22 protein-coding genes are annotated in these 23,018 nt (G+C 45.5%); 10 read left to right on the top strand and 12 right to left on the bottom strand.

Features of this window, described 5'->3' with window-relative positions; genetic code table 11:
* The first annotated feature begins 8 nt into the window (after positions 1-8).
* From MY523_RS10205 to MY523_RS10195, 3 genes are all read left to right on the top strand, one after another.
* Positions 9-1,838 (top strand): nitric oxide reductase activation protein NorD, encoded by a 1,830-nt coding sequence (locus MY523_RS10205; RefSeq protein ID WP_250658663.1) that lies wholly within the window; start codon positions 9-11, stop codon positions 1,836-1,838.
* A gap of 154 nt (positions 1,839-1,992) precedes the next feature.
* Complete coding sequence (locus MY523_RS10200) at positions 1,993-2,565, top strand: cytochrome c oxidase subunit 3 family protein (RefSeq protein ID WP_250658662.1); 573 nt, start codon at positions 1,993-1,995, stop codon at positions 2,563-2,565.
* A gap of 11 nt (positions 2,566-2,576) precedes the next feature.
* On the top strand, positions 2,577-2,834 hold the full coding sequence (locus MY523_RS10195; protein ID WP_250658661.1) for a cytochrome C oxidase subunit IV family protein: 258 nt from the start codon (positions 2,577-2,579) through the stop codon (positions 2,832-2,834).
* Between the two features lie 81 nt (positions 2,835-2,915).
* On the opposite strand, the gene MY523_RS10190 is transcribed toward MY523_RS10195, so the two are convergent.
* From MY523_RS10190 to MY523_RS10180, 3 genes are all read right to left on the bottom strand, one after another.
* Positions 2,916-3,545 (bottom strand): glutathione S-transferase family protein, encoded by a 630-nt coding sequence (locus MY523_RS10190; RefSeq protein WP_250658660.1) that lies wholly within the window; start codon positions 3,543-3,545, stop codon positions 2,916-2,918.
* A gap of 166 nt (positions 3,546-3,711) precedes the next feature.
* On the bottom strand, positions 3,712-4,593 hold the full coding sequence (locus tag MY523_RS10185; RefSeq protein ID WP_250658659.1) for an MBL fold metallo-hydrolase: 882 nt from the start codon (positions 4,591-4,593) through the stop codon (positions 3,712-3,714).
* The gene (locus tag MY523_RS10180) at positions 4,590-5,501 is read right to left on the bottom strand and encodes an HDOD domain-containing protein (protein WP_250658658.1); all 912 of its coding nucleotides are present in this window, start codon (positions 5,499-5,501) and stop codon (positions 4,590-4,592) included. The genes MY523_RS10185 and MY523_RS10180 overlap by 4 nt, the downstream gene beginning before the upstream one ends.
* Positions 5,502-5,857: 356 nt before the next feature.
* Here MY523_RS10180 and MY523_RS10175 point away from each other — a divergent pair, with 356 nt between their 5' ends.
* Both MY523_RS10175 and MY523_RS10170 read left to right on the top strand, forming a co-directional pair.
* Positions 5,858-6,559, top strand: coding sequence for an START domain-containing protein (locus MY523_RS10175; protein ID WP_250658657.1), 702 nt, complete (start codon positions 5,858-5,860; stop codon positions 6,557-6,559).
* Between the two features lie 231 nt (positions 6,560-6,790).
* The gene (locus MY523_RS10170) at positions 6,791-7,051 is read left to right on the top strand and encodes a hypothetical protein (RefSeq protein ID WP_250658656.1); all 261 of its coding nucleotides are present in this window, start codon (positions 6,791-6,793) and stop codon (positions 7,049-7,051) included.
* Positions 7,052-7,087: 36 nt separating this feature from the next.
* Here the strand turns inward: MY523_RS10170 and MY523_RS10165 are convergent, their stop codons facing one another.
* Entirely contained in the window at positions 7,088-7,909 is an 822-nt protein-coding gene (locus MY523_RS10165) for an SDR family NAD(P)-dependent oxidoreductase (protein WP_250658655.1), read from the bottom strand.
* The gene (hisC, locus tag MY523_RS10160; RefSeq protein ID WP_250658654.1) at positions 7,906-8,964 is read right to left on the bottom strand and encodes a histidinol-phosphate transaminase; all 1,059 of its coding nucleotides are present in this window, start codon (positions 8,962-8,964) and stop codon (positions 7,906-7,908) included. Before hisC ends, MY523_RS10165 begins: the two co-directional genes overlap by 4 nt.
* Positions 8,965-9,277: 313 nt before the next feature.
* On the opposite strand from hisC, the gene MY523_RS10155 reads away from it, so the two are divergent.
* The gene (locus MY523_RS10155) at positions 9,278-9,466 is read left to right on the top strand and encodes a PFL_1563 family small protein (protein ID WP_250658653.1); all 189 of its coding nucleotides are present in this window, start codon (positions 9,278-9,280) and stop codon (positions 9,464-9,466) included.
* A 104-nt stretch (positions 9,467-9,570) separates the two neighbouring features.
* On the opposite strand, the gene MY523_RS10150 is transcribed toward MY523_RS10155, so the two are convergent.
* The 6 genes from MY523_RS10150 to MY523_RS10125 all read right to left on the bottom strand — a co-directional run bounded on the left by MY523_RS10150 (position 9,571) and on the right by MY523_RS10125 (position 19,042).
* Positions 9,571-10,569, bottom strand: coding sequence for an adenosine kinase (locus tag MY523_RS10150; protein WP_250658652.1), 999 nt, complete (start codon positions 10,567-10,569; stop codon positions 9,571-9,573).
* 185 nt (positions 10,570-10,754) lie between these two features.
* Positions 10,755-11,294 carry a PaaI family thioesterase gene (locus MY523_RS10145; protein WP_250658651.1) on the bottom strand — a complete coding sequence of 180 codons (540 nt, stop codon included), beginning with the start codon at positions 11,292-11,294 and terminating at the stop codon, positions 10,755-10,757.
* Between the two features lie 7 nt (positions 11,295-11,301).
* Positions 11,302-13,944, bottom strand: coding sequence for a CHASE2 domain-containing protein (locus tag MY523_RS10140; RefSeq protein ID WP_250658650.1), 2,643 nt, complete (start codon positions 13,942-13,944; stop codon positions 11,302-11,304).
* Between the two features lie 64 nt (positions 13,945-14,008).
* Positions 14,009-15,544: a FecR domain-containing protein gene (locus MY523_RS10135; RefSeq protein WP_250658649.1), complete on the bottom strand. Its 1,536-nt coding sequence runs from the start codon at positions 15,542-15,544 to the stop codon at positions 14,009-14,011.
* Positions 15,545-15,819: 275 nt separating this feature from the next.
* On the bottom strand, positions 15,820-16,512 hold the full coding sequence (locus MY523_RS10130) for a response regulator transcription factor (RefSeq protein WP_250658648.1): 693 nt from the start codon (positions 16,510-16,512) through the stop codon (positions 15,820-15,822).
* Between the two features lie 283 nt (positions 16,513-16,795).
* Positions 16,796-19,042 (bottom strand): DNA topoisomerase 3, encoded by a 2,247-nt coding sequence (locus MY523_RS10125; protein ID WP_250658647.1) that lies wholly within the window; start codon positions 19,040-19,042, stop codon positions 16,796-16,798.
* A 228-nt stretch (positions 19,043-19,270) separates the two neighbouring features.
* On the opposite strand from MY523_RS10125, the gene MY523_RS10120 reads away from it, so the two are divergent.
* Together MY523_RS10120 and MY523_RS10115 are read left to right on the top strand one after the other, a co-directional pair.
* Positions 19,271-19,606, top strand: a complete 336-nt coding sequence (locus MY523_RS10120; RefSeq protein ID WP_250658646.1) for a BolA family protein — start codon at positions 19,271-19,273, stop codon at positions 19,604-19,606.
* The gene (locus MY523_RS10115; protein WP_250658645.1) at positions 19,603-20,226 is read left to right on the top strand and encodes an L-threonylcarbamoyladenylate synthase; all 624 of its coding nucleotides are present in this window, start codon (positions 19,603-19,605) and stop codon (positions 20,224-20,226) included. The genes MY523_RS10120 and MY523_RS10115 overlap by 4 nt, the downstream gene beginning before the upstream one ends.
* Positions 20,227-20,264: 38 nt before the next feature.
* On the opposite strand, the gene MY523_RS10110 is transcribed toward MY523_RS10115, so the two are convergent.
* Positions 20,265-20,906 carry a hypothetical protein gene (locus tag MY523_RS10110; RefSeq protein ID WP_250658644.1) on the bottom strand — a complete coding sequence of 214 codons (642 nt, stop codon included), beginning with the start codon at positions 20,904-20,906 and terminating at the stop codon, positions 20,265-20,267.
* 241 nt (positions 20,907-21,147) lie between these two features.
* On the opposite strand from MY523_RS10110, the gene MY523_RS10105 reads away from it, so the two are divergent.
* Positions 21,148-22,191 carry a DUF6160 family protein gene (locus tag MY523_RS10105; RefSeq protein ID WP_250658643.1) on the top strand — a complete coding sequence of 348 codons (1,044 nt, stop codon included), beginning with the start codon at positions 21,148-21,150 and terminating at the stop codon, positions 22,189-22,191.
* A gap of 420 nt (positions 22,192-22,611) precedes the next feature.
* Positions 22,612-22,842 (top strand): DUF6316 family protein, encoded by a 231-nt coding sequence (locus tag MY523_RS10100; protein WP_250658642.1) that lies wholly within the window; start codon positions 22,612-22,614, stop codon positions 22,840-22,842.
* Positions 22,843-23,018: the final 176 nt, after the last annotated feature.

Below are 23,018 nucleotides of genomic sequence, written 5' to 3'. Positions count from 1 at the left end.
TAACGTAGATGGAAGAGTATGTAGGTATTAAGTGGCATGAGTTTATTACTCGCAAGGCCCGTACAGATTTTCCTGATGCAGCCGTTTATTTAAAGGAGCAGCAACTCACTATTAGCATTCTCTTTCGTGCTCTAGGGGGAGACCCTGGGCTGCGAATCGAAGCTGCAACACCGCGAGATTACTACACTCGCCGAAGTTTTCTACAAAAGGTCGCCAGTGCCCATAACCAAGTGGAGCTAGCTTGGAAAGACGGCGAAACTTTGCGCCTGCCAGAGCGCTTGGCGTTGTTTCCTGACAAAGAGTTAAACCGGAAGCTTTATATTTGGCTTAGTGCTTTGGCATCGCAACAGAGTGATGAATTTGAAAGCTGGTTTGTCGATAACCAACGGCTCACAGCCTCGGTACTTGCCAGGTTTCGTGGACTTAATACCATTTATCATGAGTTGGCCAAGGCTTTTATCCGCCTGAGACCAAGGCCGGAACAGCTATCTACGGCAGATGCCACCCAAGAAAAGGCAATACAGCGCGCAATACTTGATCCTGGTTGCGAAAGGCTTTTACCGCCTGCCAAATATGCACCAATGCCGGTTTATCTCTGGTTGTACCCATCTGGGGGTGTTGGAGGTGAAACGGAAGGGATGATTGCTGATGACCCCGATGCTGATAGTTCCGATAGTAAATCCGGTAAACGCAAGAGCAAGCGTAAAAAGGCGGAAAGGCAGGATGCCTACAACAAGAATAGCGGATTAATGGTTTTCAGGTTAGAGAACCTGTTTTCATGGTCTGAGTTTGTGCCGGTTGACAGGGCCGGTGATGACACAAAAGAGGATGATGCAGAAAGCGTTGCGGACGACCTGGATGTTCTGAGCTTATCGAGGGATCGAAAGGCGGCGTCGTCCAGTATTAAGTTTGACTTGGATCTGCCATCAGCTGACAGTGATGATCTTATTTTGGGTGATGGCATATTGCTGCCCGAGTGGGACTATCGCAAAAACCGGTATTTTGATAACCACTGTTGCCTGCTGCCAGTGATTGCAGATGATGCCACGCCCGCTGAACTGCCCACTCATTTAAGGTCGAGTGCTGTTAAGTTGCGCCGGCAATTTAGTAACTTAAAGCCCGTGAGAAGCTGGCTAAATCGTCAGGTGGATGGTGAAGAAGTTGATATGGATGCGTGGCAAGACTTTTGTAGCATGCGCAGTCAGGGACAGGTTAATGCCGACCCTCGATTGTATCGCTCCTTTTCAGCTCAGGTCAGAGATTTGTCGTGCTTGATGTTGGCTGACTTGTCGCTTTCAACGGACACTTACATCAACAATGAGCAGCGCGTTATTGATGTAATACATGACAGTTTGCAGCTTTTTTCAGAGGCGCTTTCGTCGACAGGAGACCGGTTTGCGCTATATGGATTCTCCTCTCGCCGTAGAGATCATGTGCGGTTTAATATGATCAAGAACTTTAATGAGCGATATGGAGACACTGTGCGAGGGCGAATTCAGGCACTTAAACCCGGCTACTATACTCGAATGGGGACGGCGATTCGCCAGGCCACGAAGGTACTATCAGTAGAGAAAAGTCATCAACGCGTGCTGCTGATTCTGACTGACGGTAAACCAAATGATCTTGACTGTTATGAAGGGCGTTACGGTATTGAAGATACTCGTATGGCGATCATTGAAGCGAAGCGCCTTGGATTGCAGCCTTTCTGCGTCACGATTGATGATGAAGCGGATGAGTACTTACCTTATATATTCGGCAACAACGCATTTGTCGTTATAAAGGACCCGCAGCAGCTTCCGAATGAACTCCCTCGGCTGTATGTTAATTTAACTCAGTAGTGGTTAGGCGCAACGTACAATATGTTAAGAAACAGATAGATATCGGCTCCGTAGTCATTCCCGCCTTCGCGAGGATGACATCGTGACTTTTCTGGGTGGTCTTTCGTTAGGAACAGGCTATTATGGGTGAGTGTTTTTATTTTAGGAGGTTTGATTGAGTAATATTGTAGCTAGTCAAAAACGGCTTCCCGGTGATTTGGCGATCTGGATTTTTATATTGGCCGAATTAACGGTATTCGCAGCGCTCTTTTTAGTCTTCTCGATTTCCAAGACAATGAACGTGGAGATGTTTGCAGAAGGGCAGAAGACCCTGCACCCATTAATGGGGTTAATCAATACAATATCGTTGATTACCAGTAGTTACTTTGTTGCCAGGGCTGTGTTCTTTGCGTCGAAGGGGGAATTGGCAAAATCTGCCCAGTGGATATGGATGGGTATAGCGGTGGCCTCAATCTATATTGTTACTAAGCTTCTGGAATATCAGGACTTAATGGCACTGGGTTACAACCTGAGAACAAACCTTTTTTATACCCTTTATTTCTTCATTACTTTTTTCCACTTTATGCATGTCTTGATGGGGATCGTGATACTTATTGTGGTTGCTAATAAAGCTAAAAAAGGTGGTTATAGCGACGATATAACGGGCGTTGAAACCGGTGCGTCTTATTGGCACATGGTGGATATGGTGTGGGTTGTTCTATTTCCGTTGATTTACGTGATTAAGTGATTGGAGTAACGATGCAGCTAAGCAACCGAAAACTAACAGGAACATGGTTGTTGTTAATTTTGCTAACACTAACCTCAGCAGGGCTGGGGTCATTGCAGCTACCACAAGGGCTGTTGGTTTTTCTTGTACTGCTAACCGTACTCATTAAGAACCAGCAAATTATCGATATATTTATGGAAATGAAAAACGCACCGTTGCTTTGGCGAGGGTTGATGCAGTGCTATACACTGTTTATCGTTATTGCGGTAGGTGCTTCACTGGTTTTGTAGGCACTCTGACTTTTAATGCACAGGGAGTACCCCTCCCTATGCAAGAAGGCTGATGTTTACCTGCATTTTGGCTAGCCGCCATTAACGCGCTACCAGAGCGCTCTCTTTCTCGATGGCTGCAAGCCTGGCAGGCCTAACTTTCAACCGCTCGATATAGGCCTTCAGGTTTTCCTGCTCGATAGGTTGCTTAAAACTGATCGCCCAGAATAGTGTATGTCCAATTAATATATCGGCGGCACTAAAATCTGAGCCTAAGATATAGTCCTTATCCGCTAAACCATGGCTAAGGAGTTTTAGTGCTTGTTGAAACTCCCACGCAGCAGTATCAAATATCTCTACGACTCTGCGTTCTTTGGGCAAGGCGAACTTGTGCTTTCCGATGACCCACAACGGCTGTTCCAGTTCAGCTATCGAAAAGTATGCCCATTGGTCATGATGGCCTCGCTCTTTGCTGCCAGGGCTTGGCATCAGTGGTGCGCTGCCATATTTGTCTCCCAAGTAACTTAAAATGGCAGCGGACTCCGTTAGGACCAAATCGTCATCTGACATTGCAGGCACCTTTCCTGCGGGGTTTATTGCCCTGAATGAGGCTGAGCGTCCTTCACCTTTCATGAGGTCGATAAAATTAAATTGATAGTCGAGTCCCAGTTCTTCCAACATCCAGGTTACTCGGGTGGTACGTGTTTGGGGGTAGCCGTATACCGTAATCATATAATAGTCCTTTGAGGTTTATCAGACTGACCAATAGAGTCTAGGCTATATCTCACGCTTCTATCAATAGGGTGGAGGATTCAAGAGGGTGGAGGATTCAAGAGGGTGGAGTACTCAGTCGCGTGGAGCATTGTAGCCTATGGGTTGCGTTAACAGGGCGTATTGACTAGAGCTTAATCTCGGTGCCTTCCATTGCGATAAAAAACTTCGTCGGTGGGAGGTCGCTTCTGCTCATCACATCATCATAGATGCTATCAAGCTCCTGATCTGTTCTTGTTGGGTCATGGTGTGTGAAGTAGAGCGCGCCGAGGTTTGCATCTCGCGCCATTTCAATGCATGAGTCATGGGTGCCGTGTCCCCAACCTTTCTTGCTTGGGTATTCATCGCGGGTGTACTGACAATCGGCTACCACAACGTCGACCCCTTGAATAAAGTCAGTCAGAATTTTCTTTTGCTGGTCGACAAGACGCTGGTACTCTGCATAAGCTTCGTCTTCCGGCTCATAAATATTCAGGGGCGGCTCGTAGTCGCCAGTAAAAAAGAAACTTTTGCCGTTAGATTCCACTTTATAGCCAAAGTTTAAAACAGGGTGGTTTATAAGCAATGGTGTAACTATCGCTGAGCCAACGGTTATTGCTTCTCCCTCTTTAAGGTTGTTGTAGCTAATGTTGGCATTTAACTCACTTTCTCTAACTGGAAAGTAACAATACTCCATTTGCTGTGCCAGGATGGTTTTTAAATCCTTCATATACACCGGGTCAAACGATCCATAAATATCGATGTTGTTGCCAGGCACGAATAGCGGCAGGAAAAATGGTAGCCCTTGAATATGGTCCCAGTGGGTATGGGTTATAAAAATAGAGCAACTAACTGGTAACTGTTTCATTAGCTCGTTGCCAAGAGGGCGGATGCCACTGCCGCCATCAATGATTATTTTGTCACCTTCGTCGGTTGTGATTTCGATACAGGTTGTGTTTCCGCCATATTTGACGGTGTCCTTGCCTGGCACCGGAATTGAACCTCTTACTCCACGCAGGTTAATAATCATGAAGTGGGTTCCCCCTCGCTTAAGTCGATAAAGGCAAGTGCTTTTTCAATTTCATCGTCCAAATTTGATAGCCATTTGCAGACTTCAGATAACGGCCAGCCTAGCCACTCTTTGACCGCCTCTGGTAACTCATGGTCAATTTTTGCTGCCTGAGCAAGTAAATTTTCAGCCTCACTTTCTGAGGCCTCTTTTGTCAGTTCAATATAGTGGGCCGTTTGGTTTGCTGCATAGATGGCGAGCGAAAGCGGGCAGTGTTGGCTATCTTGTTTTCCTAATCTGTGATGGCTCTTAATACTGTCGATGAGGTCGGCTGGCAATTGCCATTTCTGGGCTACCATGGCTCCAATCTCGCTATGGTCGAAGCCCAGTAGCTCCTTTTCAGCCAGATGCAGTGATATATTCTCCGACTCCGCTTTATGCAGTACCGCTTGATACTCTGCGGGGATAAAGTGAGCGAAAAGTACTTTGCCGATATCGTGGAGTAACCCGCCAACAAAGTAATTTGCCTGCTCGTTTTTTCCAACGCCTTTATTTTCAGCCAGTAGCTTTGCAATAACACCTACAGCCAGGGAATGAGCCCAAAAGCGGTTCATATTTAAGCCAGCCTTGTTATTTTTGGGCAGTGCCCCTGTCGTAGCCACGCTAATCGCTACGTTCTTTATTGTATTAATGCCGACGTAGACGACCGAATGATTGACTGATGTGACTTCTTGAGATAATCCAAAGTAGGCTGAATTTACAAGCTTCAACACTTTTATGGTGAGTATCGGGTCATGCTCAATCACTTGCACCAAGTCTTTTGCCGCGCAGTCAGGGCTTGTGGTTAACGCCAGTATGCGATGAACGCTCTCTTGAAATGTGGGGATTTTATCGACCATTTCGATCAATTGGTCGCGGTTTATTGGCATCAATAATGTCTCGGTGAAGTGGGTCTGCTGCTTACACAATAGTTTAGCTAATTTATCCGGCCTTTAGCATCATAATTCAGAATCAAGTTAACACTATAGGTGTCATTTTCGTCAATATACCGTCATTATGTGTTAGATTGTACCAATAGTTACGATGGGTCTTTGGCTGGACTGAGAGTGATCTTTTAATCTTTAAGAGAGCTTTGCACGACGTTATGAGCGAATCAAAGACAAGGCAAAACATGACGAAAAAGCGCAGTTTATGATCTATAAATGAGCATTTTGAGTCATTTTTTAACGCTGTATTTGTAAGCGCAGTAGTCGTGCAAAACTCTCTTTAAATGTAAGGGGTGTTAATGAAACGGGTTCACGTTATTTCTTCTTTGGCTCTAGCCGTGGTTTTTTCGCTGGCAAGTTATTCATGTGTTGGAGCTGATGTTGTGCTTGATCCTAATGATCCTGAATGGGAGCTGCAGAAAGATCAGGACGATATTCAAGTCTATTTTAAGGATGTTGAAGGGTCGGACATCAAAGCATTTATGGGGCAGACAGTTATGTCGGCTTCGGTCAGTAGCATCGTTAAAGTTATGAAAGATGAGCGAACCTGTGCTGACTGGGTTCAGGGGTGTATTAATGCTGAAACGCTGGAAGGGGAAACCTTTCAGGAAGCATTTCAATATGGTGTTAATGATCTGCCTTGGCCTGCTGATGATCGTGATTATGTTAATCATGTTTCGACCATTGAAAATGCTGAGACCGGTGAAATCAGTATATTTTTGGATGCGGTTGAGGGGTATGTTCCCGAATCAGACAATGTTCGGCTAAAGAAAATGACGATCCGCTATTTTCTGAAGCCAATCAACCAGTTTGAAACCAAAATTACTTGGGTTCAGCATACAGAGCCCGGTGGTAATATTCCCGACTGGTTAGTTAACATGCTGTTGATAGATATTCCTTTTTACTCATTGACTCGTCTTGAAGACGTTGCCAATAAGCCTGACTATCGGTCTGCTCAGTTCATTTATGGTAAAGATCGCCGAATTACTGGAGTGGAATAAAGTTTAATAATTAATTGGCATAACCGCCTTAAAAATGCAGGGCTGTAAATTAAAGACGTAAGTGATAACGGTTGCCAATTTATCTCAAGCGTTCACATTGTGAAAGCTTGAGATTTCCTGATCTCCATAGCCTTCAAACACTCTCTACCTTATCTTAGTCTCTAAATGCTATCGAATACGGGTTATACAGTACTATAATGCTGTTCTCACTCAATTATGTAGGCAGAACCAATGACACTAGAGCAGATTATTGAGAAGTTTGGCGATACTTGGTTAAAATTTGAAGAGTTTGGTATGGAGCGGACTGCGCTCTATGGGGGGGACACCACAGACCAAAGTCACAGAATTTATGTTGCTATGTCGCTTAACAATGATGACCTGACCGAGCAAGGCTTATTATCAGACCTTGCTGCATCAGGGGGGGTTGTGAGCGTAGAAGTGCTTTCACTTAGCCTGGTTGCGGCATGGCCTGAAGATATCGAAGAGCTCTAAGTCTTAATCGAATTATTCGCTGTTGTTTGCTTAAACCTATTGTTCTATCACGGGTTCGGCTTTTTTAGCGATACGATGAAACGCTGAGCCTAATAGCCGTTTAAAGAAGGCCGCAGATTTTGCTGTCTGCGTGACCAGATATCTCGGCTTTCTATACCTACCATTGACGATGCCTAAGTAAACCTCGGCCACACTCGATGCAGGCAGTGTGCCTTTGGTGTTTATACGGGAATTAAGCCGAGCCAGGTGATTACTGTAGTCAAGGCGTGTTTTTTTACCCTTCAGTGTTTGGTTTAAAACCGCCAACGTGTTGGAGCGGAAACTGGCCTCAATAGGGCCAGGCTGAATCATGTGAACCGATACACCTTTTGGTTCCAGCTCTAAGCGATAGGCATCTACTGCTGCTTCCAGCGCGTGCTTTGACATGCAGTAAGGGCCACGGAAGGCGACCGTTATAACGCCTAGTATGGAACCATTGAATATTAGTTGACTATTCTCCCTCAATGCCGGCAGCAATTGGTTAGTCAGCATAACAGGGCCTATTACGTTGGCTGTATGCTGATCATTGAGTCCTCGCCAGGTTGAGTCTTCCATGGCCACCTGAAAACCATAACCGGCATTATTGAATAAGGTATCAATGCGGCTGTCTGTCATTTCCAGTATTGTTGCAGCGGCACGGTTAACGCTCTCTTCGCTTAGCAATTCGAGGTGGATGGCCTCTGCGCCCATTTTAGAGAGCTGTTTCAGATCTTCTTCTTTGCGCGCGGTTGCAATCACTCTATGTCCGGCATTCAAGCTTGCTTCCACACAGGCATAGCCAATGCCGGTTGATGCACCTGTAATGACAACCGTTTTCATGTCAGGATTTCCTTCAACGCATTAACAAGTGTCTGGCACTCTTCCTCGGTGCCAACGGTGATGCGCAAAAAGTTCTTTATTCTTTCTTGTTTAAAGTGCCTGACGATAATCGATCTCTCTCTAAGCTTGGCTGCGAGATCCGTTGCACATTGTTCGGGGTGCTCAGCAAAAACGAAATTGGTTGCTGAAGGCAGGACATTGAATTGCATTTGGTTGAGGTGTTCAACCAATGTGTTACGGCTATTAATGATCGCTGCACAGGTCTGCTGAAAGTATGCCTGATCTTTAAGCGCGGCAACTGAACCACTAATAGCAAAACGGTCAAGCGGGTAAGAGTTAAAGCTGTTTTTAACTCTTTCAAGTCCTTCAATAAGTTCTGGGCTGCCAACGGCAAAGCCAACCCTTAGACCCGCCAGCGAGCGAGACTTGGATAGTGTTTGAATCACCAATAAATTTGGATACTGTTTTACCAGAGGAACAGCACTCTCTCCGCCAAAGTCTATATAGGCTTCGTCGACGACAACCACAGAGTGGGTGTTTTGCTTGAGTAGGGATTCAATTTCACTGAGTGCCAGTACTCGCCCTGTTGGCGCATTGGGGTTTGGAAATATAATGCCGCCGTTTTCAGTTGGGTAGCTAGACAAGTCGATTTCAAACGAATCCGTTAGTGGCTGAGTCTGGTATTCAATATCGTACAAACCACAATAAACCGGGTAAAAGCTGTAGGTGATATCAGGAAAGAGTAGAGGCTTGTCTTGCTTAAGGAGTCCTTGAAAAGTATGGGCTAGCACTTCATCTGAGCCATTGCCGACAAAAACGTGTGCCTGGGTAACATCGTAATAATCTGCTACCGCCTTCTTTAACTGCTCTGAGTTAGGGTCAGGGTAGAGTCGCAGGGTGTCTGCTGCTTCTGCCTTCAGAGCCTCTAGCACCTTCGGCGAAGGACCGTAAGGGTTTTCGTTGGTGTTAAGTTTTATCAGGTTAGATACTTTGGGCTGCTCCCCAGGGACATAAGGGGTTAATTCGTTTACTTTTGTGCTCCAGAAGCGGCTCATAATTCAAATCTCTGTTTTTTATGCCTAATAAATGGATGGTGCTAAATGTTGCTCATCCCAATCTGAACCTAAAGACCGGTTATAAGTTCTGACTGGGTTTCCGAGTTAGGGGATAGCTGTCGCTGTAGGCCATTATAGTGTTGAGTGACTTAAATCTAAATGAAAGAAAATATATTTCTCTCATAACCCTCGCTTCTCGCTGCAATTCAACCATCTCATGACCTGCTTGGAGAAACTAATTTGTTACTGAATCAAGTAATGCTGGCTGATTCATGTACAATGGGGAACTCATTTCTTATATTGAACCTTACTTATGACTGCTAAGCCCAAAACAACGACAAAAAAGAAGCCTTCAGCGGCAACCGCCACTTCGCAATCTATTGAAGAACAAACTGCTGCTTTTTTAGAGGCTGGAGGCCAAATTGAGCATATTAATTCAGGTGTGAGTGGCCAGGAAAGTGTGTCTGGCCCAAGGCATATCAACTTGGGTAAAAAAGCTTAGCTGGCTATATTAGCCGACGATAAAGGATAAGATTGCGTTGGTTGAAGCAGGCCCTTTGTAAACTATGGCCCTCTTTGTGCGAGAGGGCCACTCTCTGAGCAGGGTTACCCCAGTACGTTTTCTTTAATCTGCTGATGCTTTTCTGACTCTAGTCTAGGCCCGAAGTTTGATACAACTTCTGCGGAAGCCAGACTTGCCAAATCACCTGCTTGCTGATAACTGTAGCCATGGGTAATGGCATAGAGGAATGCACCTGCAAACATGTCGCCAGCGCCATTGGAGTCCACCGCTTTGATGCTGTGTGGTGCAATATTAAGCTGTTTTTCACCGTCAAAAACCAGCGCGCCTTTACTGCCCAATGTAATAGCAAACCGCTTGGCAATACGCTTAAGGTGCTCGACGGCATCTGCCAGATTATCTGTGTCACTGAAGTTGAGTGCTTCAGCTTCATTACAGAAGAGAAGGTCGACGCCATCTCCAATCATTTCAACCAAGCCATCTTTAAAGAACTGCACCATTGCAGGGTCTGAAAACGTGAATGCTGTTTTTACGCCGTTGGCTTCAGCTACTTTTTTAGCTTCAATTGCAGCAGATCGTGCGCTGTCTGAGGAGACAAGATAGCCTTCAATATAAAGATACTCGGATGCGTTAATGGCGTCTTCATCCAAGTGCCTGGATGCAAGGTCAGCAGTAATGCCGAGATAGGTGTTCATCGTGCGCTCTGCATCAGGAGTAATCATTACAAGGCACTTTCCAGTTGTGCCTTCTTCCCTGTTATCCCCCAAGTTGGTGTCAACACCCGCAGCTTTTAGATCTTTGACGTAGAAGTCGCCGGTTTCGTCATTGGCAACATTACATGAATAGAAGGTCTTGCCACCAAAGTAGCTTACAGCAATGATAGTGTTTGCAGCTGAACCACCGCTGGCACGCTTTTTAAGGCCATAGGTTGACTTAAGCTTATCGAGAATATCAACTAAACGATCCTGCTCGACCAGCGTCATTAGGCCTTTGTCAATGTTAGCTGACTTCAAAAAACGCTCTTCAACTTCAAACTCTTTATCAACCAAGGCATTACCGATGCCGTAAACGTGGTATTTGGACATATCTTTCCGACTCATTATGTTTTTAATTGGATTTGCTTATATTCTATTGTTAGGGTGCTTGTTATCAATTAGACGCACTTGCTGCTTTACGCAGTGTAGCGATTATCATCTAAGGTTTCAGCCTTTTGCTTCAACACTGGTTCGCGTTTTTGAACAATGCTTTGCTATTGCTGTTTTCTGACTTGTTACTGCTGCTTTCTGACCTGGTAATGGGCTTCCGATTCCGCGACCACAACCCCATCTGCATCGATGAGCTTGCCTCTCAGGGTAAAGGGGCTTTTACCCGTTGCCGATGACTCTTTTTCAATTCGTGCAATTTCGTCTTCTGATAGCAGGAATTCAACGGTGACATCGCTTTTGGCCACCTTTAAATAGGTCATTTTGAGCTCTTTAAGAATGGGGTAGTAGCTCGAATCAAAATTGAAGATTGAGAGGATTCCCCCTGGCAGCTCTGCAACCGTAAACAGAGCCCCTGCGTACATGGTTCCAATGTGGTTTTTGTTGCCTTTGATGGGTATCTTGGCTTTAAGGTAGCCGTTACCCAGCTCTATTACTTCAAAGTGGTTTCTAGTGGCGAAAGGAATGGCCAAACCGAGTATTTTATTGACCGCCAGAAGTGCCCCTTTTTGTGCGGTCTTACCGATAAGGTTGTTATATTCCGCAGATGCGGTTCTATGAAGAAACTCAATACCGGTCTCTTTTGCGTTCTTTACGAGTGCGAGCATGATTAAGTCATCCCTGGTTTATTGGCAGTTTAATTATAAATGTTGTGCCTTCGCCTAACTTGCTTTGTACATCGATAGTGCCGTGATGCTTTTCAATGACAATACTGACAAAGTTGAGGCCCAGACCAGCCCCTTTCGGGCCGCTGTTTTCTGATGTTTTTTGGCGACGGAATCGATCAAATATATAGGGGAGTTCTTCTTCGTCGATACCAAAACCCTGATCCTGAATTGACAATACCGCCTGGTTATCGGTCTCAGTAAGCGCGATGTTGACCTCGGTTTCCGAGTAACTGTATTTTACTGAGTTGGATAGCAAGTTGATTAGTACTCTTTCGAGTAGCTCTGCATTTCCGTTTATCCAGAGCTCATCTTCATCTTCGATAGAGAGTTTAATGCCTTTATCGTTAGCCTGGTGGGCGATGCTATCAACGCTGTTTTCAATAATGGTTAACAGGTCGCACTCATAGAACTGTGTATCGTTGACTTGTTCGGCACGGTTTAGCTGTAGAAACTGCTCCGCGAGGTGGAGGCTTCGGTGAGCATGGTGAGCAATCTTGTCGAAGGTGTCGCTTTCCAGGGTAATCCTACCGCTTTTTAATCCGTCAATCATCGCTAGCTGAGAGACTAATGGTGATCTTACGTCATGAGATAAAAAGCTAACTAATTCGTTTCGTTCTCTCTGCTGTTGTTTTATCGATGTTACATCAGACAGGTTGATGATCATTCCTGCGCCACCAGGAGTTGATGCAAATGAAGGTACAAAGTGAAACATCAGATCTCTGTCGCCTAAGGTTGATTCTGCAATACTGGGGTCACCATTGATCAGTACCTTCTGAATAATTGCTTCCCAGTCGGGTTCGCGTTGGTTGTGTCCCGAATGCGATTCAGTCATGGTGTTAGCATGGGAAAGCTTAAGCACATTTAAGATAGGCTGTCCCTCAACAGACTGTTTAGGCAATTTAAGCCACTGTTCTATATGGCTATTGATAAAAAGCACAATGCCTAGCGGGTCTGTCACAATAACGCCATCGGGCATATTCTCAAAGCCGTCTGAGATAAAGCGCCGCATGTCGCCCATAGAGTCTATCGCTAGTCTCACCTGAGCGATTCGAGAGGCAATTTTCTCATATCGCTTAAATGCGCTGGCGTGCTTTCTTGCGATATCATTCATTTTCAAGCGATGAAGAAAGGCTCTTTTTTTATCGATATCCCGGGTGTCGTCCCAATAAAGTGCCATTTCATAAATATCTCGACCTCGGTAGAACTTAATCCAGCTGCTGCTTGCCGTGTGAAACCAGTGATTAGGCGTCAATTTTTTTGGGTGTACCAACTGGCTTTGATTGTGGCTCTGGATCACAGTGTCATCGGCTGATAGCAGATAAGCATCTGGTTTTAGCATTGTTGTTAATGCTGACAGTAGTTGCTTGACGGGCCTTTCTGCCAAGTTTCGCACTGTTAGGGCGGGTTCCTGATGAAGTCGCTCCAGCTCATTGTTTAAAAACTTATTGAGTTGCGAGAGTCGCTGCCAACTCCATAGAGGGTAGGCGGTGATGAGCCCGATAACGGCGGCTGCAGGCGGGTACCAGTGTCGATCAACAAATAGTACGGCCAGACTAAAAAGAATAACGCCAGTGATTAGCAGCAATGTCGCTGGAAGTGCCTGCTCGGGAGAGAGTCGTGGAAGAACCAGTACAGGTATCAACACAAAAGCGAAGGTTAACAGATAAACCCACAGCTGTTGAAGTGGTTGTATTGTTGCCTGTTGAATTAGTGCCGAATATGCATTGGCGTGAATCTCAACGCCTGGCATCGGGGAAGCAAGGCCTGAAACAGGGGTAGGTAACACATCACTTAAGCCCGCAGCCGTCGCCCCGATAAGGACGACTTTGTTTTTTAATTGCGCTTCTGAAACGTCTCCGTTTAGTACATCAATATATGAGAATGTTGGGAATGTTCCAGCGACACCTGCGAAGGGGATCATGGTGTAGCCTTCACGGACATTAACAAATGCTGCAATGTCTTCCATATTGTCTTCGACCGGGTCAAGCTGCAATGCAATTGCGGGGTGTGTGGATTGAGCCAGAGCGAGAGACATGCTTGGCCAATAGGCCTCCCCAAGCCCTTCTTTTAAATAGAACCCCCTTGCTATACCATCAATGTCCAGCTCAACATGTATGTGTCCGAGATTTTTTGCTGCCGCTGTCAGTTCGGGGATCGGTATGACTTCTGAGAGTGTTGTCTCATAGCTTCTGGGGTGAATATGCAGCGGAAGAAATACGTTGCGATTGCGCGCTATTGCCTCGGCAAAAGCGGCATCATCTTCTGGGTGATTTAAGTCAGGCTCTGCAAAAATTATATCAAAGGCGACGGCTTTGGTTTCCGCGTCTGAAAGGCGATCAATAAGTTTTGCGTGGGTTGACCGTCTCCAAGGCCACTGGCCCAAGGCGTCAAGGCTTTTCTCGTCGACCGCGATAATGGCGGTATTTTCCCCAACAGTCTGAGGTGATAAGCGAATGGCAAAGTCATAAACAATGAGATTCAGGCGTTCAGGGAGCTGGGTATAGATGAGTACGCCACTCAGCGCGACGAGAGTGAGCGCAAGAACATACTGTTCAAAGGAACGGAAATTAAGCGTGTTATCCCTAGTCATTAAAAGCTGAACCCGGTCAGACAGCGAGGTGCCTTGATTAATTTTTATCGGCTGATGCCGCTATTTATTCTATTTTTAGTTCTTTTCCGGTGCTAAATTCTGATTTGAACAGTTCATTGCCAACCCCTTTAACTCGGGCAAAATATCGCTTGCCTTTAGACAATTTAATACTTGCACTGGACTTTGTCAGGGTGTCTTCATACAGAACATTCTTAAACTCAAAGTCTTCGGCAAGTTGCAGCACGTAGTGATCCGCTTGAGGAACACTATTCCAGAATATCTTTGCTCTGTTATCCACGTAGCTTACGCTGATAATTCGGCTAGGAGGTAACATGCCTCGAACTCTTAATCTTCTTACATCGCTGTAAGCAATGCTATCGCCGCCAGCCAGTGTTTTAACTCGCCAGTAATATTCGCCAGGAAGAAGCTTATTATTGGGCAGGGCCGTGTTGTCGGGCGCATACTCTGATGCGCTTATGATATCTGTAAATTCGAAGTCCCGAGCTAACTCTAACTGTGATAGTTCGTTTTTACTATTGTACTGCCAGGTAAACTCCGGCATGTCATTGTCCACCAGCAAATCGTTAGATGGTTGTAGCAGTGTGGCTGCTTTGGCAACCATTCCAATAACAACGCTTACCTGATGATCCAGTCCATTAAAACCTTGTCTATCGACGGCTCTCATGGCAACGAGGTAAGTGCCGTTAGTGAGGTGATCCAAAGTGACTTCTGGCTTCGATAAAAAGCTGGCATCGAGCAACTCGCCCTGGTCTGAGCCTTTATAAAGCTGATAGTAGTAGGTCGTTATGTCCTGCTGTTCCAGCCAGCTAAATGTAACGGGCAGTTGCTGAGTGCTGGTAATAATTGATTTAGGTGTTGGCGCTTTCGGTAGATCAACGACTGAAGGGCGAACCATGCCACTTTGAAAGGCCGTGCCTTGTCCTGTTTTCAGCATAACTGATTGGGTGTTATTGCTGAAGTTAACTGCTCCTTCTGTTACCTCTAACTGGGTGGCGCCTTTACTTGTCGCAAGTCTGAATGCAGTGCCTCTGACCGCAGCCACGGCGGAAGGTGTGTTTATTTCATATCGAGAGCCACGACCATTCAAAGGGGTAACATGAGTTGACAATCTGCCTTTCTGAAGTCTCATGCGAGTATCAGCCATGCCCGTTTTGCCGTATCGGGTCAGCCGGTTAAATACCAGATTTGAATTGGATGCCAGCCTGAGGATGGAGCTATCGGCAAAGCGGATCAAAACAGAGCCATCATAAGTGGTAATTTCATCACCTACTCGAAGCTCGCTATTTTTTGTAAGATTAGAGAAGTGGCTATCCAGGTGGCGCCGTAGCATCGCCCTGCCTGACACTGAGGCAGCCATTGCTGGCTCAGGCTGATGCTTAAGCCAGTCAACGGGGATTTTTAACACCGTGCCTGCTGTTAGCGTTTTGGGCTTGTCGATTTTATTGTGTCGAATAATGTCTGCCCAGCTATGAGCGCTGTTGAGAAACTCTTCCCCTATGGCCCAGATATTATCTTTAGGCCTGATGGTGTAGTGCCACTCGATGGGGGATAGTTGTGACCCTGCCCCCTGTGCTTGCACGCTGGTATTGCCTGCAAGCAGGCAATACAGTAGGCAAAAAATAAATCTGTTTGGAAAGCACAATAACTTCATAGCAAAATTAGAAAATGAAACCTTCTAAAAAACCTCTCGCTATTGGGCTACATTAATCTTTAAACAGACGTGTTAAAGGGCCTGTAACCGTTAATACATATACGCTATGCCACTTGCCACTGTATGAGTTGACTCCGTACGAGTTAGCTCGTGCAAGTTGACATACTATGAGCTGTATCGCACATGATGCGCCGCAAGGACTGTCATTCCGCGACAGTTTCCAGGCGGTAACCATGTTGATAAATTGTTTTTATGCGAAATCCATTTTCTGGTTTAATGCCAAGTTTACGTCTTAGCCGGCTGACGTGAGTATCGACTGTTCGGGTGTTCAGGTCGCTTGATACTCCCCAGACTCTCTCAAGCAAATAGTTTCTTGAAAGTAGCCGGCCGACATTCTGGAACATAAATACAGCCAGTTCGAAATCTTTGTCAGTCATCGGGACCGGCTCTCCGTTACACTGAATAGTCCGGGCGTGCATATCTATTTCGAAAGGACCTTGTGTAAACGTTTCGCTTTTGCTCTCCTCTTCAGTTGATGTTCTGCGGGAGAGTGCGCTTATTCTTGCTACTAATTCCCCAATTCGGGCGGGCTTTACAAGATAGTCATCAGCACCTGCTTCCAGCGCGGTGATAATATCTTCTTCGCTGTCTCTTTGAGTAAGAAAGATAACTGGAATTTTCCAATTAAGCTCTTTGCGAACATCTCTTAATGCTTCTGTCCCTTCCATATCTGGCAGCTGCCAGTCCATTATGAGAAGGTCATAACTATTGTGTGTGACGGCATATAGAAAAGATTGACCATTGTGGAAAAATTCACAGGTGTGTCCTTTTTCTATCAATGCGTCACTTAAGTTTCGTGCTTGTTCTACTTCGTCTTCAAGTAGTCCAATTTTCATTATCTATCCCCTGGTGCCTTCAATGGCTGATTGAGTCGTTTGCCGCCGCTTTATTATTTGGTCAATTGATTGTTAATGGTGAACGTTGTTTTTATCAACAGTAAGAAGCGGCAATATCATTATTTTTATCTTTTTGTGATTAGACAATGATTCTGCCAGAGAAAACCATTGGCGTCATTATTTAAGTTGTTCGACTTCGTTACATTAGTTATTTGATTGTTTCAGCGCAGGTGTTTCCATTTCGGTGCTTTGCGAGGCTCATGCTGGCTGTATTGATTGCTGCTCAAGGTCTCGGGTTAATTGGAACTAGAGGTTTCCCGCCGTCGTCTTGAAATGTTTTTCGGCAAGACGGGTAGTTACTACAGCCCCAAAAACTTCCTCTGGTGCTATTACGCAGCACTAATGGTGCATGACAGTTAGGGCAGGGAATAGGAGGTGAGTCGCCCGTTTTTACTGCTTTGGCTTTTTGGGTGGTATTGAGCCGCCAGGGAAGTGAGGCTTTGCACGAAGGGAATTGGCTGCAAGCCCAGAACTTTCCGTATCTTCCGGTTCTTTCGATCATTTCAGATTGGCATTTGGGGCACGATGGTGCTTGTGCCACTGTGGGTCGCAGCGAACCTCTAAGTGGCGCTGCGATGCCTGTTAACTCTTCAACTAAATGACGGATGTCTTCAGTAACCCTTTCAATAAACTCTTCAGGCTTCGTACTGGATGAGCTAATGGTATTCAGTGTGGCTTCCCAAACGGCCGTCGTATCAGGAGTGATGCAGCGTTTTGGCAGGTTGGCCGCTAGCTCCCTTCCTTTTTGAGTTGAGAGAATTTCGCGGCCGTTTTTTACGATGTACTCGCGGCGGTATAGCGTCTCAATAATGGCCGCTCGTGTTGCTTCTGTGCCCAGTCCATCATGCTCACGCAAGGTCTTTCTGATATGTGGGTCTTCAACGAACTGCGCAATATTGGTCATCGCAGAGAGCAGGGTGGCATCGTTAAAACGATCCGGCGGTGCGGTTTTATGAGCGATTATATTGACTGAATGGCAGCTTATAGTGTCACCTTCTTTGATAGAAGAGAACGGGTGGCTCTCAGAGAAGGGGGCTTCGATACCAGAATCGAACAGGGCTCCCCAGCCATTTTGGCAAACGGCGCTTGTTGCGCCAATGAATAGCTCATCGGCTATTGACAGATGAATGGTTGACTCATCTGTCACTTGCTCTGGGTAAAATTGCGCAATGTAGTTCAGGCAGATGAGTTGATATAGCTTTTGCTCCCGCTCATGAAGCGTATTGATATCAAACTGCTGCTCGGTAGGGATAATGGCGTGATGGGGGCCGGTTTTTTGGTTATTCCATGCCTGAGACTTTAACAGTGAGTTGCAGTTATGGATCGACTCGACAAGTTGTGGCGCGTTTAAGATGATTGTATTGAGTAGACTTGTTCGTTGATCAAAGTAAGGCTCGGGTAAATATCTGCTATCAGATTTAGGGTAGGTGATTAGCTTGTATTTATCATAAAGTATCTGGCAACCATCCAGTACAAACTGAGGGCTATAACCGAAGCGTTTAGCTGCCTCAATTTGTAATGTTGATAAGGAAAACGGAAGTGGTGCGGGCTTGTGACATCGCTTATCGATTATTTTGACGATTCGGCCTAAAAGCGCTTCGCTGGGTTGGTTTGCTGTATTTGTGCCCGCTGCCGTAAGTGTTCGTATCACCCTTTCTGCAATTTTTCGGTTAAGAAGCCTTCCTTGCTCATCGCAATGCATTTCTCTTGACGGGGGCGTTTGCCAGACTGCGACTATTTCCGCATTTATCTCCGCGTCTACTTCCGCATTTATGCTTTCATTACCTGTAGGTGGTTTAAAAGAGGCTTCGATGGTGAAGTGTCTTGTTGCTTCAAATTGCTCTATTTCAAGATCCCGTTTAACGATTAGACCGAGCACAGGGGTTTGTACCCGGCCGACAGAAAATACGCCTTCTCTGCCTTTGTCCCGTTCCACGAGGGTTATCGCTCTGGTTAGGTTAATACCATATAGCCAGTCGGCTCTCTGCCGACATTGTGCCGAGAGTGATAAACTGCGGAAGTCTGAGTTCAACTTCATCTGACTGAACGCAATCTTGATCGCCTGCGGCGTGAGGTTATCTATGAGTAGGCGCTTAACCTGAAGCTCTACACTGTAATACTGGAGTACCTCATCCACCATCAACTGACCTTCCCGGTCTGGGTCACCTGCGTGTATCACTTCTGTAGCCTCTTCCAGTAGTGAGCCAATAAGCCGAAAATGATCCATCGTGTTGCTGCGCGGAGAGAGTTTCCAGTTTTCAGGTGCAATGGGCAGATCAGTGAGATTCCATTTGGCATATTGCGGTTGGTAGGCTTCAGGCGCGCAGGGTTCCAGTAAGTGACCGGTGCACCAGGTAATGCGGGTCGTGTCACCACACTCGATATAACCGTGCTTTGCAACGTGTGGGGTTGGCAATGCCTGTGCAATGGCACGAGCTAAGCTGGGCTTTTCTGCTATGATTAACTGCATGGAATGTAGTTACACCAAGTCAAGAATGAGTGTGAAACAGGTCATAGAGCAAAAAGCGCGGGATATTTAGATCTTAAAATATCCCGTGTTTACGCCTAATCGAATACTATGCCAAAAAAGTGTGCTGCGGTAAAAATAATATTTGGTAGATATTCTAATGCTAAATCATTGTAGTGATAGTAGAATTTACTCATATTAACCTCCTGCTCTATATTAAGGTCTTGAGTAATGCGCGTACAAAAACTGATCGAAGAAACATTATCTGCCTCATTTGAAGTGGTTCACCTGGACGTCTTAAATGAAAGTCATATGCATAGTGTGCCACCGAATTCAGAGACTCACTTTAAAGTTATTCTGGTTAGCCCTGACTTTAATGACATAAGAAAGGTTGCAAGGCATCAGCAGGTATACAAGGCGTTGGATAGTGCGATGAAAAGTGGCGTTCATGCGCTGGCACTGCACATATACAACGAAGCTGAGTGGCAGGAAAAAAATGAGGTTCCAGCCTCTCCAAATTGCATGGGCGGTTCGAAAGGGGATGGCACTAAAGGAGAAGGCTTATGAGTCAGTTTTTTCAAATACACCCGGATAACCCGCAGCATCGCTTAATTGTTCAAGCGGTTGATATCGTAAAGTCTGGTGGTGTTATCGCTTACCCGACTGATTCAGCTTATGCGCTTGGTTGTCATATCGGAGATAAAGCGGCAGTTGATCGAATCAGGCGTATTCGCCGGTTAGATGACAAGCATAATTTTACCTTGGTTTGCCGTGACCTCTCTGAGCTGGGGGTATATGCAAAAGTCAGCAATAGCAGTTATCGCTTACTTAAAAATAATACCCCAGGAGCTTATACGTTTATTTTGCCCGCCAGTGCAGAAGTACCCAGGCGGCTTATGCATCCTAAAAGGCGTGAAATTGGCATGCGAGTGCCTGAGAACAATATCGCCTTGGCGCTTCTGGAGGAACTCAATGAACCTTTGATGAGCACCACCTTAATCTTGCCTGGTGATGATATGCCTATGACCGACCCTTACGAGATCAGGAGTATGCTAGAGCACGAGGTTGATTTGGTTATTGATGGCGGTTTTTGCGGTTTTGAACCAACGACTGTCGTTAATATGATTGATGATGTCCCTCAGCTTATTCGTGAAGGGAAGGGGGATCCAGAGCCGTTTAGAGAGTAGTTGGTTTGTAGCCACATTATCCCGTATTTCGTGCAATATTACCCATTTAGTACGAACCGGAACTGCTCGTCGTTTTGGGTGTCTTCAGCCAGCCCGTCAATATTCTGCGTGTTAACGGTATTGGCTTTGAGTGCATCATAGCGGTGGGCAATGTCGGACAGACCATTATTATCGGGTGTCGCGCTGACCAGGCTTGAGAAAACGTTATTGTCTACGCCATAAGCATTGGCTACCTTTACGACGTTGTCGACGTAATCGAGTGTAGGTTGGTTAGTGCTCAATCGGCTAAAGGCTTCGTGAAATGCTTTGTTGTTAGTAAGGTCTTTGTTCATCTGCTCCATTGCGCCGGGAATGCCATTGCCTTTTGTCTGAAAATTGCCAAATAAATCCCGGGTTACCTCTAGTTTCATTTCCGGGTTCATCCCGACTTCGGCAAGTTTGTTCCTGAGTGTCTCTTTTACAAAGGCAGCATCTTTCCCCACGATATCTTTATACTCATTGACAAATATCTTTTTGGGGGCTGGCGCAAGCCCGCCTCGGAGCTGCAGTTCTACAGCATCTGCGGACAGTATATCGTTGCCTGGGGCTTGGTTTGCGTCACTCTTCTCCGGGTTCAGCAGAGTTGACCGGGAGAGATCTTGAGGTATTTGATACGCAATTTCATTGCTGATCAGTGACATAGTTTTGGCCTCCATACGTATATTTCAATTGCTAAGTGTGAAATAAGCAAAAGTGAGGCCAAAAAACTGGCTTTAGATATTACGGGTGATTAAACCTGTATATATTGGCCCAAATAAATGGCGTGCAGATTGTTAAAGAATGTAACTTTGAGTGACCTGTGTCTCAGTTTTATTTTTCTATGGGGTATATCCTTGTACGAAAAATATACTAATAAAAAACAAAATCCATAGGGAATACCTCATGAAACGCCGAACTGCTTGCGCTGGAGTAACTGTTGCATTACTTGTAGCGCATCCCGCATTTGCACAAATGAAATCCCTTGATGACGCTACAATGGGCAGCGTTACAGGGCAGTCAGGAATATCTATTGAGTTAGAAGCTAAGGTTAATATTGGTGAAATCGCCTATAAGGATGGTGGTTTTCTTCTCGTCAAGGACTTGTTTCTGGGCGGTGTTGGTGGAACAGCCTTAGATAACATCTTGGCAACCGTCGACGTTGCAAGCGATGGAGAAATACTTCATCACGGTTTTTCCAGAGTGGCTGAATGGGCTGACCAAGGTTTAGTAAGCAGCTCGAATGCAGATGTTGCTGATGCGATCGCTAAATATGACCAAGGTAGCGGGCAATTCGGAAAGGCATTTAATGACGGAGACCTGGTTATTCATGTCGATGCGACCAACCCAGGCATGTTAGCCTCAAATACCTCCAGCCAGAATATTGATGCTTATACAAACTCAACCGACTTTGAATTAATCGTAGGTTCTGTTGAGTATGCCAAAAGCACATATGCCCCGGGAAGTAATGCACCTTCGGGGTCGTCAATGTTTTCGGATATAAGCATGCAAGGTCATATAGGTCCGGCGGATATTGTTATAAGAAATGGAACAAACACTTTCTCAGACAATGCCAGTGGCAACCTCTCGGTATCTGATTCAAAAATGGAAATAGATGCATATTTTCGCGTTGATGACTTAGATATGGATTGGGATAACGGTAACTTGATTGTGCTGTTCAATTTTGCCGGGTTGAAGCTGCGTGATTTAAAAATTCACAACACACGGGGTATGGACTCTGTCGGTAGCTTTGGCTTTGCTAGCGCCTCTGCAACATTAGCTGCAGGCACTAATAATGTGACAGGTGTCTCTGGGTTAGCGATTACTGATGTGGACTTGAGAATGGATTTGGACATGCCTCATGTTCAATTTGGAAGTCGCCCCAGCATTGGCGAAGTATACTTCACTGACTTTGTCATACAAGCTGATATGCTTGTATACGGGCACTAACTGAGTCCTCAGCAAAGTGCGATGCTAAAAAACAGTTTCGCACTTTGTACTTTGACCTATCATAACCAAAATCACCAGAGCTTAACGATTAACTCATTAGATAAGCCCTTCTTTTCAGCCGCATCAGCGTCTGTTTTGCGTATGTAATGCGATTCTGAGCAACACCTGACTCACATATAAATACCCAATCTTCGAATACCTCACTCTCTATTGCTGCGTTTCCTTAACTTCAGGAAGGGGGGCAAGAGCGAGTCAGTTCTAGCGTTAAAGGCGATGGGTGTTTGTAACTTATTAGAATAATAGAGATTCCTATAGGTCATTATCATCTAATAATGACGTATCCTGACCGCTATACTCAGTGAGTAAGCATGATAAAAATACAAATCGTTTGTTATTGCAATGCACTTTGTGGGGGTAGTTATGATGGTGCGAGTGAATGAGCCAGAAAAGGGCTGGTTTCGGTGTGACCGTTTTGTACAAGCGGGTCGCCAGTGGTATTACATGACCCGGGAGGGCTCTCAAATAGGGCCATTTAACAGCAAAAGTGAAGCTGAGAGTGATCTATACTGGTATGCTCACTGCGCTCAAAAAGGGACGTTCTGTGCAAATGGAACAATGGCCCGAGAGCTATGCAGAGCAAGGAATTGGTAAAGCTGTTTATATTGGTTGGTTGTGGCGAAGATATAGCGGGAAGCTCCAAACGATGGCGTGCTACCCTAAACAGTGTTGATGTCATACGTTTGACATAATGTTGTTCAAGGTAGCTAGGTAGCTATTTATTCTAAGCGTTTCATTTATTCTGCGATCATCGTTTAGTTTACGAGAGC

The sequence above is a fragment of the Alkalimarinus coralli genome (assembly GCF_023650515.1).
Taxonomy (GTDB): Bacteria; Pseudomonadota; Gammaproteobacteria; order Pseudomonadales; family Oleiphilaceae; genus Alkalimarinus; species Alkalimarinus coralli.
This window is presented reverse-complemented; position numbering and strand designations above follow the sequence as displayed.

Bases quoted from the DNA above. Each gene is read 5' to 3' on its own strand.
- hisC (WP_250658654.1), bottom strand. From the start codon at position 8,964: ATGAGCCGCTTCTGGAGCACAAAAGTAAACGAATTAACCCCTTATGTC.
- MY523_RS10170 (WP_250658656.1), top strand. From the start codon at position 6,791: ATGACACTAGAGCAGATTATTGAGAAGTTTGGCGATACTTGGTTAAAA.
- MY523_RS10195 (WP_250658661.1), top strand. From the start codon at position 2,577: ATGCAGCTAAGCAACCGAAAACTAACAGGAACATGGTTGTTGTTAATT.
- MY523_RS10140 (WP_250658650.1), bottom strand. From the start codon at position 13,944: ATGACTAGGGATAACACGCTTAATTTCCGTTCCTTTGAACAGTATGTT.
- MY523_RS10185 (WP_250658659.1), bottom strand. From the start codon at position 4,593: ATGATTATTAACCTGCGTGGAGTAAGAGGTTCAATTCCGGTGCCAGGC.
- MY523_RS10105 (WP_250658643.1), top strand. From the start codon at position 21,148: ATGAAACGCCGAACTGCTTGCGCTGGAGTAACTGTTGCATTACTTGTA.
- MY523_RS10190 (WP_250658660.1), bottom strand. From the start codon at position 3,545: ATGATTACGGTATACGGCTACCCCCAAACACGTACCACCCGAGTAACC.
- MY523_RS10125 (WP_250658647.1), bottom strand. From the start codon at position 19,042: ATGCAGTTAATCATAGCAGAAAAGCCCAGCTTAGCTCGTGCCATTGCA.
- MY523_RS10100 (WP_250658642.1), top strand. From the start codon at position 22,612: ATGATGGTGCGAGTGAATGAGCCAGAAAAGGGCTGGTTTCGGTGTGAC.
- MY523_RS10130 (WP_250658648.1), bottom strand. From the start codon at position 16,512: ATGAAAATTGGACTACTTGAAGACGAAGTAGAACAAGCACGAAACTTA.
- MY523_RS10145 (WP_250658651.1), bottom strand. From the start codon at position 11,294: ATGCTCGCACTCGTAAAGAACGCAAAAGAGACCGGTATTGAGTTTCTT.
- MY523_RS10180 (WP_250658658.1), bottom strand. From the start codon at position 5,501: ATGCCAATAAACCGCGACCAATTGATCGAAATGGTCGATAAAATCCCC.
- MY523_RS10155 (WP_250658653.1), top strand. From the start codon at position 9,278: ATGACTGCTAAGCCCAAAACAACGACAAAAAAGAAGCCTTCAGCGGCA.
- MY523_RS10150 (WP_250658652.1), bottom strand. From the start codon at position 10,569: ATGTCCAAATACCACGTTTACGGCATCGGTAATGCCTTGGTTGATAAA.
- MY523_RS10205 (WP_250658663.1), top strand. From the start codon at position 9: ATGGAAGAGTATGTAGGTATTAAGTGGCATGAGTTTATTACTCGCAAG.
- MY523_RS10115 (WP_250658645.1), top strand. From the start codon at position 19,603: ATGAGTCAGTTTTTTCAAATACACCCGGATAACCCGCAGCATCGCTTA.
- MY523_RS10175 (WP_250658657.1), top strand. From the start codon at position 5,858: ATGAAACGGGTTCACGTTATTTCTTCTTTGGCTCTAGCCGTGGTTTTT.
- MY523_RS10120 (WP_250658646.1), top strand. From the start codon at position 19,271: ATGCGCGTACAAAAACTGATCGAAGAAACATTATCTGCCTCATTTGAA.
- MY523_RS10165 (WP_250658655.1), bottom strand. From the start codon at position 7,909: ATGAAAACGGTTGTCATTACAGGTGCATCAACCGGCATTGGCTATGCC.
- MY523_RS10110 (WP_250658644.1), bottom strand. From the start codon at position 20,906: ATGTCACTGATCAGCAATGAAATTGCGTATCAAATACCTCAAGATCTC.